Source organism: Gramella sp. Hel_I_59, from assembly GCF_006714895.1.
Classification (GTDB): domain Bacteria; phylum Bacteroidota; class Bacteroidia; order Flavobacteriales; family Flavobacteriaceae; genus Christiangramia.
The window spans coordinates 530,051-546,235 of the sequence record NZ_VFME01000001.1 but is presented as its reverse complement, the minus strand read 5'-3'; the positions used below and the strand labels follow the sequence as shown (position 1 = coordinate 546,235).

The window sequence follows — 16,185 nt, the reverse complement described above, 5'->3', positions numbered from 1 at the left end:
TGTCTTCAATTTTTAGTTTGTAAGCTCAATTACGACTGGCGCAACTTTCTTAAGCTTATAACTTGAGTTCCCTTGCAGGGAAGCATTAATATCATAAATCTGAACAGATTCACCTCTACCAGCTCTTCTCAAAGCGGCTTTAGCTCTGTCATCAAGTCGACTACCACTTACGTTGATAGTTGGCTGACCAGGTACTTTGAATTTAAATCCTGTAACATTAAGATTTAAATCGAAATCGAAATCTGGAAGGTTAGCTCCAACTGTTGCGATTTCTAAAGAATTTCTCTGCATAGATACGGATCCATCCTCTCCACGAATCGTACCAACCGGTCTAGGAATATCCTTCACCCGGAAAGTTTTTCTGTCTGAAACAGTTTTACCGCCTGGAAGTTCACCGCTTACGCTAATTGTAACTTCTCTGGACTGTAACGTAGTAACATCCATCATATAACTTCCTGCACCACCAGAAGCTCTAAGCCCAGGAGCATTTGCACTAACGCTGCTTACCCCTGGAATGGAAATAGTCATTGGGTTCTGAACTCCGCGATATACCACATTCATTTTATCTGCAGAGATCACTGCTGAATTAGGTAATGGAATTACATTATAAGAATCTGATATCTCAATACTTTTTAAAGAATCATTCTCAAGATACTGAAGCTCACCAGTAATTTTTTGCTCACCTACATTTCCAGCAGGGAACTTTAATACAACCTGTCCGGCCTGAGTATTTTCAACTTCTTTACCGTTGATAGTTACTTTCTCGAACTGTAAAGTGTTATCGAAACGTCCAAGAACAACTTTACCACTAAATTCCTCACCACTAAAAAATGCTGGTTTGTCTGGAATCACGATAGCCTGGTAGTTACTTAGGGATACATCGCTCTGTAACTGACCAGAAAGCATTTGAGATAAAATTTCGCTCTCTGTGCTCTTTACATCTGCCTGTATCTGTGTCATTTTAGTTAATGAAGCGATCAAAGGGAATCCCTGATAGTTATAGTCCAACCAAGGTTTCGTAACACCATCACCATCTGTAACTTCTTCTGTAGCGAATTCTCTTCTTACGTTAGCAGCAAGTTGAGGATACTTATTTTCAAGGATTGCAGAAACCTGCTCACGATAGTTATCGATCTGGTCTACAAATTCCTGACCTGTAGGAGAAACTCTTCCACTCTGGAAAAACATTTCATCTAGTTGATCAGCCTTGTCCATTTCCTCATAATTCCACTTACCATTGTCTTCCTTTTCCATATCGGCAGTAAGATTACTCTTTACTCCTTCAATGTAATCGTTAAGTTGTGATGATAACTGGTCAATCTTATCTGCATTTTCCTTTATCGAGGTATACTTCGCAGGTTGCTCGTCTACTTTTTCAGCAAGGCCGGCCATGTAAGCGGCATTTCTGTTCTCTGCAGTAGCGTTTGCCGTACTCAATTTTTCATTCATCATTCCAAAAGCGGTAAGAACCTCTTTGGACATATTTAGTGCCATCATAGCGATGAAAACCAAATACATTAGGTTAATCATCTTCTGCCTTGGCGATTGTTTTCCGGATGCCATGTCTAATTAGATATTTTAATTAATAATTCGCTTAATTGAATATTCAATTAGACTCTTGGTTTTCCATTCATAGCTGTTAGCATTCCTCCATAAACATTGTTTAAAGAAGCCATATTATTTGCTAACGAATCCATTTGTGCTTTAAGTTTACCAGCGTTTTCTGCAACAGCCTGATTAACCTCTGCCTGTTTAGAAGCAGATTCGACCTGTACTTTATAGATACTGTTCAATGTTTCCATTTGGGCAGCAGCTACAGTCAATTCTTCACTGTATTTCTTTTGAGAAGCCATTGAGTCAACTGTTGGGGCAATTCCTTTTGCGGCTCCTTCAAAGTTTCTAATACTATTTCCTAAAGAAGACATTAGATCTGCATCCAATTTTGCTTCTTTCAACATCGAGTCAAGTTTCTTAGACAAAGATGCTTCAGCTTCTTTCTGCTCCACTACAACAGCATCTCTTCTTGCTCCTGTTCCCCCAGCTAGTTCTGGATACACTAATGACCAGTCAAGATCATCATCAATTGGTTCGAAAGCTGAATAAGCAAATACCAATGCTTCTACGATTAGACCGGCAATAAGCATTTCATTACCACCCGGCCAGTGCATAATTTTAAATAGCGCTCCTAATATAACTACAGATGCACCAAGACCATATACCATATTGGTCACCCGTTTTGCTCCTCTTGATTTTGCCATAACTTTAAGCTTTAAATTTTTTTGTTGGTTTATTGATAGGTTGAAGTTCTAATATTATTTGCTGGATTGATTCAGCGTAACATCTGTTCCAAGATAATCCTGAACAGTTCTAAAGCCAATATAGCTTCTTGCTGAATCCATGTATTCGTAATCCCTTGAGCTCACCTGTAAGAAGTAAGCCACATCTTTCCACGAACCACCTCTTACCACTTTCCGCATATCCTGTGGATTGTTCACGGTCGGGTTCATTGTAGACATATATTCGTAAGAACCTGGATCATAACTTGAGTCCACCCATTCTCCTACGTTACCAGCCATATTGTATAAACCGTAATCATTAGGGTCATACGACTTAGCTTCTACTGTGTAAAGAGCCTGATCTGCCGCATAATCACCTCGAAGAGGCTTAAAGTTAGCCATAAAACATCCTCGGTCGTTCAGAGTGTAAGGACCACCCCATGGGTAAGTTCCACCTTCCAGACCTCCACGAGCAGCATATTCCCACTCACCCTCGGTTGGGAGTCTGTAAGAAGGTACGTTTGCATCTCCTTTTTCTCTTCGGAAGTCATTATGATATTTTGTTCTCCATTGTGTAAATGCTCTTGCCTGCTTCCAGGAAACACCTACAACTGGATAATCATCAAATGCACTATGCCAGAAATAATCATTGTGCATAGGCTCATTGTATGAGTAATTGAAGTCTCTAATCCAAACTGTAGTATCCGGATAAACGGAAACCTGTTCATTCTTAATATAGTTACTACGGTCACCCTGCTTTTTAGCAGCAGACTGAATGTCCATATAAGAATACTGGAATTTTAATTTTTTTACATCGATAGTTCTCTGACCGTTGTATACTTCATCCATTGGTATATACATGGAATCCATCACCTCGGCGTAGTATACATCCGGGTAATCTTCAGTATCCCAGTAAATGTCAATATCTTTATTCAGTCTTCTATTTGAGTAATCTTCTGAAGGGCCACCCTGACCATAAGTATTCAACATGTACTCTTCGTAAGGAGTCATATTTCCTTCTTCAGCGTCTGCAAAGGCAAACTCACCAATACCATCGTCTCCAGAGGTAGCCCCTTGTAATTCAGCCATTTTAGCAAGCTCTACTCTTACTACAGAGTCTTTCACCCAATCAACGAATTGTCGATATTCAGAGTTGGTGATCTCAGTCTCATCCATATAAAATGAACGTACGGTAACGGTCTTTGGAGGTGCATTTTTCTGTCCGGCGATATCATCATCAGATTTACCCATGACGAACGAACCACCAGGAATTAATGTCATACCATAAGGTTTCTCCGGATTCCACTTCTTTCCCTCCGCACCTACTAGCTGTCCACGATCGCCTCCGCCACAGCTTGAAAGCAAGGCCAGAACAGCAATGAGCGAAATATACTTCTTCATAATTATCTTAGGTTAAGACATTTTGATTTAAGGCAGTAAACCTATCTAAATATTTTTTAAAAAACAATATTTCCGATAAAAATACAGCAATTACCGATAATGCCTGACTTTATTATTTTATACTTCGTTTTTTCTTTTGGCCTTATACCACCGTTCAGGGATCACCTGGTTGCAAGCCTCCAGATAATCTTCTTCACTGCAAGGTAATAACGTATGCCTTTTTAATTTATTATTGACCGAATTCAAAAAAGGAATCTCGATCCACCAGCGCCCACTTACAGGACTCTTAAAAAATACAAGGACATCATCATCTATAGGCACCTGATATTTAATAAAATCTTTTTTGGCTGAAATTGTATTCTCATTTGTGCGGTAATTTACCCCTTCAATGAAATACCAGATGATCTGTGCAACCAGTGTATCAGTGAGTTTATTCATCTCATTCTGATATTCATACACCCCAAATGAACTTACTTTATCACTAATTCCTGCATATCGCGATAAAGCACAAATTTCTCTACCATTAAAGCCATTCGGACTACTGAAGTAATCTGAATTTGCAGATGCAGAGTCTATAGATCTTATATCCAGACCCACAAGATTTGCATTCCGCATAATAGGCTCCATATGACCAATATTCGAGGTCACTTCTCCCAATCTATAGGCTTCAAAGAACAAACGCTCCATCAACTCTATCTCCTCCTGAGAGTTAAAATAGGTTTGATAACCAATCGTAGAATAATTAAATAAATTATATGGCTTATCTACGACGATTTTTCCTACAAACGACTGATTACTAATAGGTTTATCTGCATCTCCAAGATCAAATTTGCTATCGATATTCACCAGATTTACCATTTGATCAAGATGATCATATGCACGATATTGCGCATAAATGAGATCCTGACTTCCACCTAAAATCACAGGAATTATATCCTGCTTAATTAGATCTGCACACAGGTTTGAAACTGCATAATAGGTATCTTCAACTGAATCTCCAGCCTGAATGTCTCCCAGATCTGCCAGGTTCAAACGCCAGTTTCCAGGATATAGCCTATATAACTGGCTGCGTAAACTCTCAAAATCGGGTGTTGAATCTTCTCTAACAGCCCGGCGATTCTCTCTTACTCCGAATATCGCTACATTAACCTTATCAAGGTCTGGTAAGCCATGTTCAGATGTATGGAGTTTTAATTGCGCACCAATGGTTTGCGCATTCAGGTGAGTGATCTCATCCAGTAAGTTTTCTGATACAGGACTAAGAAAATCGAACTCCATATATTATTTCTTTTTGGGTGATGTCTTTTTAGTTGTCTTTTTGGCCGTGGTTTTCTTTGCAGTCGTCTTCTTGGTCGCAGCTTTCTTCTTGGCCGGCTTTTTCTTAACAGCCTTTTTCTTGGTCTTACCGCTTTTCTCCAGAATATCCTGCACCTCTTCCAGGGTCAGTTCCTGAGCATTGGTAGTTTTAGGCAGCTCAACCTTCGCTTTGCCTTTGATGACATTAAACCTTCCCCAACGAGCTTTTTCCACGCGAATTCCTTCATCTTCCCAGTGGTGGATCAACTTATCTTTTTCCTTCTGAATCTTATCATCGATCAATTGTTCGATATCTTTATCTGAAAGATTATCAAAGTCATATTTCTTGTTCACATTAATGAACATTCCATTCCACTTCAAATAGGGTCCGAATCTACCAACTCCTTTTTGAACCGGATGATCCTTGTATTCGTAAATAGGAGCATCTGCCTTTTCCTTCTCTTTGATAAGCTCCATTGCTCTGTCAAACTCAACATTTAAAGGATCTTCCCCTTTTTCAAGAGATACAAAGGTTTTACCGAAGCGTACATAAGGGCCATAACGTCCATTATTCACCTCTACACTTTCGCCTTTATATTCACCAAGTGTTTTTGGTAATTGAAACAGGTCCATTGCCTGCTCATAAGTTAGCGTTTCCATACTCTGGTCCGGGCTCAAACTGGCGAAACGAGGCTTCTCCTCATCTTCCACACTACCAATCTGTACCATAGGTCCAAATTTACCCAGGCGAACACTAACAGGTTTACCGCTTTCAGGATCTTCACCCAGTATTCTTTCCCCAACTTCTCTTTCTGCATTTTGTGCAACATCCTGAACATGAGGATGGAAATCTTTGTAGAAGTTCTTCATCATGGACTTCCACTCTTCATTTCCTTCAGCAATATTATCAAAACTCTCTTCTACTCTAGCGGTAAAATTATAATCCAGGATATTAGAAAAATGATTCACTAAAAAGTCATTTACGACCATCCCGGTTGCAGTAGGAACAAGTTTTCCTTTATCACTACCTACCGTTTCGGATAATTTCTCTTCCTTAACCTTTTGATCCTTCAGAGTGAATTGCAAATATTCTCTTTCGGTTCCATCTACAGAACCTTTTTCAATATAATTCCTGGACTGAACAGTTGAAATAGTTGGCGCATAAGTAGAAGGTCTACCAATACCAAGTTCTTCCAGTTTTTTAACCAGCGAAGCTTCTGTATAACGATAAGGAGGTCTGGTAAATCTTTCGGTTGCAGTGATATACTCATTATTTAAAGCCTGTGAAACCTTTAAAGCCGGTAACATTCCGCTTTGTTCTTCATCCTCATCATCGCTACCTTCCAGGTAAACTTTCAGAAATCCGTCAAATTTTAAAACTTCTCCATTGGCTGAAAATTGATTATCGTGCTTATCTGCCTCAATCTTCACATTGGTTCTTTCCAGCTGTGCGTCGCTCATTTGTGACGCGATCGCTCTTTTCCAGATCAGTTCGTATAATCTTTGCTGATCGCGATCCCCGGAAATTGTATGTTTTTTAAAGCTTGTAGGACGAATCGCTTCGTGAGCTTCCTGAGCTCCCTTGGATTTTCCCTTAAACTGTCTTGCCTTGGCGTACTTATCTCCGTAAGCCTTTTCAATTTCTTCCTTAGCTCCCTTTCTGGCTTCTTCGGAAAGGTTTACAGAATCTGTTCTCATATAAGTAATATGACCGGCTTCGTAAAGACGTTGTGCCATGGTCATGGTCTTACTTACTGAAAAATATAGTTTTCTTGCAGCCTCCTGTTGCAATGTTGATGTTGTAAATGGAGGCGCAGGAGTTTTCTTTGCTGGTTTCGTAGTAAGATCTGAAACCTTAAAACTTGCACCCAGATTATCCTTCAGAAATTGTTCTGCCTCTTCTTTTGTATCGAAGTTCTTCGGAATCTTAGCTTTAAAGGACTTTCCTTCTTCCGTAGAAAATTCAGCATCAATTCTATAAGAAGCCTGAGCGGTAAAATCCTGAATTTCTCTTTCACGCTCTACGATCAATCTTACCGCTACAGATTGTACTCGACCAGCCGAAAGACCACCTTTTACTTTCCTCCAAAGTACTGGTGAAAGTTCATAACCTACCAGCCTGTCTAGAACTCTACGAGCCTGCTGAGCGTTTACCAGGTTATAATCGATTTTTCTGGGATTATCGATCGCCTTCAGGATCGCCGACTTGGTGATCTCATGAAATACGATCCTTTTAGTTTTATCGTCTTCCAGCTTAAGTTCCTCTGCAAGGTGCCAGGCAATGGCCTCTCCCTCTCGATCCTCATCACTCGCTAACCATACCATTTCAGCAGTTTTAGCAAGACTCTTAAGCTTTCTTACAACATCCTTTTTGTCTTTGGATACAATATATTTAGGTGTAAAATCTCCTTCGGTATCAACCCCTATCTCTTTGGTAGGCAAATCTGCGATATGCCCAAAACTGGAGGCAACTTTATAATCGCTTCCCAGAAACTTTTCAATGGTTTTAGCCTTAGCAGGAGACTCAACAATCACTAAATTCTTAGCCATAAATCTGTTGGTTTGTAGTTGCAAAAGTATATCAATTTTTTTATCTGCCATCAAACTTCAATTAAAACGGACAGCAAGCTGGCGGAAACCACCGGCGATAAAGGGCAATCGAAATACTAATTTTTTTTCTGAAGGGATCTTCAGCAAGATTATTCTGTGTGGAAAAATACAGAAGAAACACCTGGCATATCATATTGCAGGTCTGGTGAAATATTTCCTGAAACTGAAGTCGCATCGTTGAAAGCAAGGATCTTACCACCATTATTTGCAGCTTCAGCAACAAATATCACATTATAAGCACTGTTGTAAACCACATTCACAGGATTACCCAGCAATGTATTATCTCCAGAGATCCGGAATTGCTCTTCAAGGGCCACAAAACCATTCTGCGCCGCATTAAATTTTTCTTCAAAATTCTGAATAATATGTAATCCTCCATCTGTAGCAGATTCAGCTTCCCCAATATCTGAAAGCACCATGATCCCATTTTCGAAATCCAGACCATGAGTTCGAAGTAGCCCCTGAAATGCCACCTGCTTATTCGCGGTCGCCAGAACATTAGTAGTATAAGTAGCTGCAAAATCCCTGTACACAGCAATCTTGTTGGTTTCATCCACCGCTGCATAAAGATCACTTCCTATAAACTCAAGACCCCAAAGCTTGAATTTCGTGGTCACAACATTCCGAAGTTTAAAAGAGTTTTCTTCCCGTACATAAATGAACAGTCGACCTTCTGGTGTAGTTTCATCAAGATCCAGATCTGTATTATCTGAAACCACATAAATATCACCCTGAACTGCAAGATCTCTCCCACTCTGATAATGAATATTCCCGAGAATATCGGCATCAAGTTCAACCTCGACACTATTGGCATAGTCGGTTATATTATGGTAAGATTCCAGTCTGCCAGGAATTCTGGATACGATGGTAAAACCATTGTCGGTAGTGTTGTAATAAATCCCTTCAGCATCTGAAGAATTTAGTTTAAAAGTGCTGGAAGTGGCATTATTGATATCATACTTTCTGACTTCCCCATTATGGTTCGTAGCCAGTACCCATGCGGTTGCCGATGTCTGCACGCTCTGGTTGCCATCGTCCTCACTGCTACATGCTGCAAGTAGAAAAATCGAAATAAATAATAGGTAAAGATGCTTCGTCAAATCCTGAAAATTTCTACGAAGATAGAATGAATCTTATTTCAGGAAAGTTCGAATTCGTTAAATATGTGTTATTTGAATCTATTTTAACGCAGAAAACGCTGGTAATTAAACATCTTACTCAAAATGAAAATGATGAATGAAAAGGATCGAGTAGCAGTTATCACGGGAGCCAGTAGCGGAATTGGCAAAGCGATCGCGATAAAATTATCTAATGAAAATTTCACCGTAGTGCTAGCGAGCAGAAGTGTTCCTGAAATGGAAAAAATTCAGCAGGAACTTCCTGGCGAATCTATGGTTGTGGAACTGGATGTCACCAGCACCGAAAGTGTCACCAAGGCGTTTGGTAAAGTTGACGAAAAATATGGCCGAATAGACATTCTGGTTAATTCTGCAGGGATTATGCCTCTCACCTACTTAAAGAACCGACATCTGGATGAATGGTTGTCTACTATTGAGGTGAATGTTCAGGGTACACTTAGATGTATCTATTCTGTTCTACCACTTATGAAAAAACAAGAGGATGGTCATATTATAAATATCGCCAGTGTGGATGGAAAGGAGATTTTTGCCGGTGGTGCCATCTATGGAGCGTCTAAAGCTGCGATCATCGAACTGAGTAAGGCAATGAGAATGGAATTATCTCCGGAATTTAATATTCGGGTTACTGCGGTCGAACCAGGCACAGTAGATACCAACTTAAGAGATGGAATTACAGATACTGAATTACTGGAAGATAAGGATTACGGAGGTGATGAACCCATGCTCGATCCTGCGAGCATAGCAGATGCAGTATTTTACGCGGTTTCACAACCAGCTTCTGTAAATGTGAATGAGCTTTTGGTAAAACCAACCGGAAAAGCATAGAATTAATAAAAATCAATTAAAATAGAAATTATGGGTATTGGACATATAATGAAATTAGGAACTAAATTTTTAGTCAGAGGAATTATTTATAAATCTGGTAAGAAAGCCGCGATCAAAGGCGGGAAATTAGGAATAGGAGTATTTTCTGTTCTCTATGCCGGTTATCTGGCATATACACTTCATAACCTTCGAAAGGAAAGTATAGAAGAGCAAAAGCAATTAGGTGTAGACAGAGGTTGGGATCGTAAAACTGTACAAGAGAACTAGGTTTAACCCACATTTCTTAAACTACAGCAGGTCAATTATAAGAAATCCAGTATTCAATTTATGTATAAAAAATGAATACTGGAATTTTTCTATTTAGTGCTCTAAAAATCTGTTTTCAGTCATTGTAAAAAAAGTTCGTTTATCTCACTTCGGAAAAAATAGATTCGATAAGAATGAAGAGTTAATTAGATATTTTCAAATACATCTTCAAGAACTCGAGCGAACTATAGCTTACTGAATAATAGATGAAGAGTTCTCATTCAAAACATCCACTGATTTCTTATCATTATTGAAGTTACCAACCCCGTTCTGTAACCACTGCAAATATTTCTCAGCATCTGGTTCGTAAGCAATGGGATCATTTAATTTATTTCCGTCATTATCAAGCAAAACATAATATGGTTGTGCATTTGCTTTATAGTTTGTGATCTGGAAATCACTCCATTTATTCCCAATAGTTTCAATTTCCTTACCCGTAGCTTCAGAAACATATTGCTCACTCTCGGGAAGATCTCGTTGATCATCTACGTAAAGTGAAATTAATACTATATCGCTCTGAAGTAAATTCAACACTTCATCTTCGCTCCATACTCTTTCTTCCATTTTTCTACAATTCACACATGCGTGCCCCGTAAAATCCAGCAGCACTGGTAAATTCTGCTTTTCTGCATACGCCATGCCTTGTTCATAATCATGGAAGCTAACCAGATCATGAGGTCCATAATCGGCTCCTTCAGGAAGGTTGGAGTTAACGTTCGAATTCATTCCTCCCGCACTTCCTATACCATCCGGTGATTCACTGTATTGTAATGGCGGTGGAAAACCACTGATGATCTTCAAAGGCGCTCCCCATAAGCCAGGGATCAAATAAATTGTAAATGTGAGAACTATAATTCCTAATAGTAATCTTCCCACAGATATAAATTCGAGAGGAGAATCGTGTGGTAAACGTATTTTTCCGAAGAGATATAAGGCAAGAACAGCAAAGATCGCTATCCAGATCGAAAGGAAAACCTCTCTTTCTAGGAAATGTAACTGCAAGACCAGATCTGCATTCGAAAGAAATTTAAATGCGAGTGCCAGCTCCAGAAATCCTAGAACCACCTTGACCGTATTTAACCAGCCACCAGATTTTGGCAAGCTATTCATCCAGCCCGGGAAGGCCGCGAACAAGGCAAATGGAAGGGCGATTGCCAGTGAAAATCCCAGCATTCCAATAATCGGCGCAATACCTCCTTTTGAAGCCGCTTCCACCAGCAAAGTTCCCACAATTGGTCCCGTACATGAGAATGAAACGATCGCTAAGGCCAGCGCCATAAAAAATATTCCAACGAGCCCACCTCTGTCTGCTTTAGAGTCGATCCTTGTTCCCCAACTACTTGGCAATACGATCTCAAAAGCCCCCATAAACGACATTGCGAAAACTACTAAAAGTATAAAGAATATCAAGTTAAACCACACGTTGGTGGATAGAGCATTCAGACTATCAGCTCCAAAGATCAGGGTGACCAGTGAGCCTAGAAGTACATAGATCACAACGATGGAAATTCCGTAGAAAATAGCATTCCTGATTCCCGCTGCACGTGATTTCGACTGCTTAGTAAAAAAGCTCACCGTCATAGGAATCATTGGGAAAACACAAGGTGTTAGCAAGGCTGCGAATCCTGATAAAAAAGCAATAATAAAGATTCCCCAAAAAGAACGCTGATCTTCAGTTTCAAGATTATTTGTTTCATCAAGATTTAGCTTTGCCGGAGTATTATCTTTCTTTAGCTGAAAAGTAAATTTTTTCGAATCGAATATACAGGCTTCATCATCGCAAGCCTGGTATTCGATCTTGGCAATTATAGCGGATAATGTGGTGTCGGTAACTCGTACACGCTGAGTAAATGTTGCTTGGTCCAGAAAATAACTTAGATCTGTCTCAAATACCTTGTCAAATTCAGTAATAGACTCACTCTCTTTTGTTTCCTCTATAAGTTCATAAGCAGCATTTTGATCTTCGAAGGTGAACACTGTAGAATTTACCGCTCCTTCAGGCTGAGTTTGTGAATATAAATGCCATTTATCTTGAATACTGGCTTCAAATATGAGATCATATTCGTTCTCTGAAACTTTTTCAACTTCAGAAGTCCATTTAACCGGATCCTGGATTTGAGCGGTCGCGCCGATGGTAAATAACAAACAGAATAGAAACAGACCTTTTTTAAAATGTCCTAAAGAAATATGCATATAAACTGCGCCTTTAATTGAATTTGAACGGCTTCAAAAATAAGGAATTTAACCTGATTTAAGCCTGTGGAAAATCAGCATTCTTAATGATCAAAATAAACATTTCAATCTATGCTGAACAATTTACTGAGTCGTAAAAATTAGCCAGCACTAACCGATAATTAAATAATAATTGCAGTTTGAAATAATTGCTAAAACCAAGGGATACAATTCATAAGAAGTGAACTATTTGAAATTTAATATCCAGTACAACAATTAAAGAGACCTAGCTAAATTATAGGGATAAGAATACTTGTTTTTGTGCCTTTATCTATTTCTGAAGAGATTTTCATGCTGCCACCAAGTTCGTGCACCAGTTCGTTGACCAGTTTTAAACCAAGTCCGAAGCCTTTCTCCCCGCCTGTTCCCTGGGATAATTCTGAAATATCTTCGAAATAGTTCTCCAGCGACGCACTGCTCATTCCTACTCCGTTGTCCTGCACAAGTACGTCCAGTTGTTTCCCCATTTCTGTATTTATAATATCCATATGAACCTCTATACTTCCTCCAGAGGGAGTGAACTTGATAGAGTTGGAAATGAGATTGCCAAAAATGGAGAGAACACGTCTTCTACTAAAATTAAGCTGATCTTTGTCACGATTAACAAGCACATTAAAACTAAGATTCTTGGATTTCGCCGGTAATTCATAAAGCTGAATCAACCGCTCCTTGAGATCTGCCATATTAATTCTCCTGCTCGATTGCACTTCATTATCCCGCCCACTATTCAAAATTTCATCGGTCAATTCAATGATGCTATTTCCTGAATTTTTAATAAGAGAAAAGTATTCCCTCATTTCATCTGCGGAAAGATCTTCTTCTTCCACAGATTCGGCAAGACCTGCGATTCCATGAACCGGTCCTCTTACATCATGCGCGACCTGGTTCTTGATTCGAACGGTTTCTGAAAGTGTATACAAAGTTTCGTTCAACTTCTTTCTATGTTCCAGCTTGTACACAATTTCCTGAGCTATCACAGCCAGTGCCTTTTTTTTATCTAATCCTATATCCTGCTGCCGGGTGTCGAGCATACATAACGAACCTACATTCTCACCTGAACTTAACGTAAGAGGCATTCCCAGGTAATAGCGGTAAGCTTCCTCTCCTATAACGTAGGCCTTATCCTTAAACCTGTCATCCAGATCCAGCCTCTGCACCTCCATGAAACTGTTAGATCTTATGGTATAGGCACAAATAGAGTTTTCTTTAGCAATACGCTTAGGTTCGTCTTCAACGGCTGAGAGTGTCCATTGCGAATAGTTATCTATAAGGTTTACCACAGAAACTTGAGTTCCGGCAATATGCCCGGCCAGTTCCATCAAGCTTTTGAATTGCTCTCTTAGCTCATAAAGATCAAGATCGAACTCACTTAATTTTTTTATCCTGAGGTATTCCTTCTGAAGACTCTCTGCTTTCGTTATTCTCATAGCCAGATTTTCGGCTGCAAAGATAGATGAATCTTACAGACCATATAATTAGAATTACTAAACAAGATGAAGTACGAACATTCCCAAAAACAAAAAAGCCTTCTCCCACCAAGTGAAAAAAACTTTTCATTGGTTAACCGCAAATGCACACAACAAGGATTACAGGGCGGTTAACTACACATTCACCTCTCAGGGAACAAAAACAACACAACTAATCTTTAGCATAAAACAATTTAGCTCATATGTATTTAGAAATAGATTTATCAGATAATTAAGTCGAAGAACTTGCAAGAAGTACTAGAGCTCAATTATGTGATCAGAAATTATTTTTTAGATTTTTTCTTAATCCCAATATGTTAATTTCCGTTCAAATAATTAAGAGTTTTTTTATATTTTTGTATTACAACCTAGTTTTAGCGTATTTGGTCGATGTATTAATTTCCTTTTAATCAAAAATGTTAAATTAAAATATTCAGAATATAACCTTTTGATGACATCGACGTAATATAATCTCACAATCCTCAATATAAATTTGTGTTTAAATTATTAAATCTCAAAAATATGAATGAAGGCATACTATCCCGCAGCGAAACGGTTCAGAGTTCACTTGATAAGTCTCAAACTCGGAATTCAATAATTAATACGATCATCAAAGCTTTACTATGCATCCTTATCTGGCTAATAATAACCGCAGCGTTCTTCGTGTCATAACTTGGTAACTTATTTCGTTACCAATCCATTTTTTGAATAAAATGCATTTTTAGATCGTGACATCGTGAATTTCAAAGAATGGAGAAAATTCTTTGGAATAAGATTTAGAAGTAAAGCTCCCAAAAAACAAAAAAGCCTTCTCCCACCAAGTGGAAAAAAGCTTTTCATTGGTTAACCGCAAATCCACACAACAAGGATTATAGGGCGGTTAACTACACATTCCCCTCTCAGGGAACAAAAACAACACAACTAATCTTTAGCGCCAAAAAAAGCCCCCCGTATAGAGGAGCTTTTTTGCAACTTTGCGGTCTGGACGAGACTCGAACTCGCGACCCCCTGCGTGACAGGCAGGTATTCTAACCAACTGAACTACCAGACCGTTGCGTTATTGCGAGGGCAAATATACGTCCCTTTTTAGATTGAGCAAACGTTTTTTTAAGTTTTTTAAAAATAATATTTCGAGTTCTATCCAAACTTTTGTTTCTCAAGCAAATAGGTCGTCAAAATATTTTCAAAGTTTTTATTGATATCTGCAGCCACATAGGTAATCCGGTACCTGGCACATTGCATTTTTAAATTTTCGAGGTACTTTTTAACCTCTTCGCGGTAGGTATTTCTAATATTTTCAGAATATAGATCTATTTCAGCACCCGTTTCTACATCGGTAAATCTACGCGGACTGTTCTCAAAATCGAATTCGAGTTCCTTTTTTTGATCCATCACATGGAAAAGAACGATCTCATGCCTGTTGTATTTTAAATGCCTTAGAGCTTCGAACAGCTTCTCCTCATCAGTATCTTCCTGAAACATATCTGTAAATAGAAAAACAAGACTTCTACGCTTTAGCTTCTCCGCAATTTGATGTAAATAAGTATAGGTATCGGTCGATCTTCGAACCTTATCAGATCTTAAAACCTCATCAAACTTGTTTAACAACATATGATGATGTCGCTCCCCAGATCTTTCCGGAGCATAGAATTCAAATTCATCGCTGTAAATACTCACTCCAACAGCATCTCGCTGCCTTTTTAGGATCTCCATTAGACAAGCTGAAGCAAGTACAGAGAACCCTATCTTATTCAAGTGCTGCCTGTCCTGCTTTACGATCATAGGATAATGCATGGAAGCAGAGTTGTCGATTATAAGATGACAACGCAGGTTTGTTTCCTCTTCATATCGACGAGTATACAGTTTCTCAGACTTTGCAAACAACTTCCAGTCTATATGCCGGGTACTCTCCCCATTATTATAGATCTTATGTTCAGCAAACTCTGCAGAAAAACCATGAAACGGACTTTTATGCATCCCTGAGATATAACCTTCAACCACTTGTTTGGCTAAAAGGTCGAGATTTATAAAACCTCCGGTATTATGCAGCTCCTTCTCTATTTTCATTTCAAATTGAAATTAGGCAGTTTTTTTCAATAAAAAAAGCCCCGCTATTGCGAGGCTTGAATATATTGATCATTGTTTATTACAACAACTGGTCGATAGCATCAGCATAAGTTTGCTTTGGAGCAACACCTACCTGGCGACCTACAACTTCTCCGTTTTGGAATACAAGAACAGTTGGGATGTTACGAACACCATATTTTGCAGCAAATTCCTGGTTTGCATCTACATCAAGCTTACCAACAACTGCTTTTCCATCATATTCAGAGCTTATCTCATCAATGATTGGTCCTACCATTCTACAAGGTCCACACCATGCAGCCCAGAAGTCCACCATTACCGGCTTATCACTCTTTAATACTTGTTCTTCGAAATTCGCGTCGGTTATTTCAATAGCCATAATATCTTTAATTTTATTTGTTTAACATTCGATTCGTAAAAGTAGTCAATAATATAAAGAATCCTTACAGCCTCTATATTGCATTTGACTATAAGTATATTGTTTGGTTTTATAAGGGAGCCTCACGCTTGCCGCGTGACCGCGCTTTCGGCGCTACATGGTAGCTTGCC

Annotated in this window: 12 protein-coding genes and 1 tRNA gene; 2 read left to right on the top strand and 11 right to left on the bottom strand. The window is 39.0% G+C overall.

The window, feature by feature from the left end; translation table 11 throughout:
- Positions 1–12: 12 nt before the first annotated feature.
- The 6 genes from gldM to JM79_RS02485 form a co-directional block, all read right to left on the bottom strand.
- On the bottom strand, positions 13–1,563 hold the full coding sequence (gldM, locus tag JM79_RS02510; protein ID WP_141876658.1) for a gliding motility protein GldM: 1,551 nt from the start codon (positions 1,561–1,563) through the stop codon (positions 13–15).
- A gap of 47 nt (positions 1,564–1,610) precedes the next feature.
- The gene (gldL, locus tag JM79_RS02505; RefSeq protein WP_141876657.1) at positions 1,611–2,258 is read right to left on the bottom strand and encodes a gliding motility protein GldL; all 648 of its coding nucleotides are present in this window, start codon (positions 2,256–2,258) and stop codon (positions 1,611–1,613) included.
- Positions 2,259–2,312: 54 nt separating this feature from the next.
- Positions 2,313–3,677, bottom strand: a complete 1,365-nt coding sequence (gldK, locus tag JM79_RS02500; RefSeq protein ID WP_141876656.1) for a gliding motility lipoprotein GldK — start codon at positions 3,675–3,677, stop codon at positions 2,313–2,315.
- A 117-nt stretch (positions 3,678–3,794) separates the two neighbouring features.
- A complete protein-coding gene (locus JM79_RS02495; protein WP_141876655.1) occupies positions 3,795–4,955 on the bottom strand; it encodes a formimidoylglutamase in 1,161 nt (386 codons plus the stop codon).
- A 3-nt stretch (positions 4,956–4,958) separates the two neighbouring features.
- Positions 4,959–7,523, bottom strand: coding sequence for a type I DNA topoisomerase (topA, locus tag JM79_RS02490; protein ID WP_141876654.1), 2,565 nt, complete (start codon positions 7,521–7,523; stop codon positions 4,959–4,961).
- Positions 7,524–7,672: 149 nt separating this feature from the next.
- Positions 7,673–8,683, bottom strand: a complete 1,011-nt coding sequence (locus tag JM79_RS02485) for a hypothetical protein (RefSeq protein ID WP_141876653.1) — start codon at positions 8,681–8,683, stop codon at positions 7,673–7,675.
- A 123-nt stretch (positions 8,684–8,806) separates the two neighbouring features.
- On the opposite strand from JM79_RS02485, the gene JM79_RS02480 reads away from it, so the two are divergent.
- Both JM79_RS02480 and JM79_RS02475 read left to right on the top strand, forming a co-directional pair.
- Positions 8,807–9,547 carry an SDR family oxidoreductase gene (locus tag JM79_RS02480; protein ID WP_260443356.1) on the top strand — a complete coding sequence of 247 codons (741 nt, stop codon included), beginning with the start codon at positions 8,807–8,809 and terminating at the stop codon, positions 9,545–9,547.
- Positions 9,548–9,577: 30 nt separating this feature from the next.
- Positions 9,578–9,814 (top strand): hypothetical protein, encoded by a 237-nt coding sequence (locus JM79_RS02475; RefSeq protein ID WP_141876651.1) that lies wholly within the window; start codon positions 9,578–9,580, stop codon positions 9,812–9,814.
- A 231-nt stretch (positions 9,815–10,045) separates the two neighbouring features.
- Here the strand turns inward: JM79_RS02475 and JM79_RS02470 are convergent, their stop codons facing one another.
- The 5 genes from JM79_RS02470 to trxA form a co-directional block, all read right to left on the bottom strand.
- Positions 10,046–12,046 (bottom strand): thioredoxin family protein, encoded by a 2,001-nt coding sequence (locus tag JM79_RS02470; RefSeq protein ID WP_141876650.1) that lies wholly within the window; start codon positions 12,044–12,046, stop codon positions 10,046–10,048.
- A 269-nt stretch (positions 12,047–12,315) separates the two neighbouring features.
- Positions 12,316–13,512: a GAF domain-containing sensor histidine kinase gene (locus tag JM79_RS02465; RefSeq protein WP_141876649.1), complete on the bottom strand. Its 1,197-nt coding sequence runs from the start codon at positions 13,510–13,512 to the stop codon at positions 12,316–12,318.
- Between the two features lie 1,016 nt (positions 13,513–14,528).
- A tRNA-Asp gene (locus tag JM79_RS02460) sits at positions 14,529–14,602 on the bottom strand.
- An 86-nt stretch (positions 14,603–14,688) separates the two neighbouring features.
- Positions 14,689–15,618 (bottom strand): DUF58 domain-containing protein, encoded by a 930-nt coding sequence (locus JM79_RS02455; RefSeq protein ID WP_141876648.1) that lies wholly within the window; start codon positions 15,616–15,618, stop codon positions 14,689–14,691.
- A gap of 79 nt (positions 15,619–15,697) precedes the next feature.
- The gene (gene trxA / locus JM79_RS02450; RefSeq protein ID WP_026914648.1) at positions 15,698–16,015 is read right to left on the bottom strand and encodes a thioredoxin; all 318 of its coding nucleotides are present in this window, start codon (positions 16,013–16,015) and stop codon (positions 15,698–15,700) included.
- Positions 16,016–16,185 lie beyond the last annotated feature (170 nt).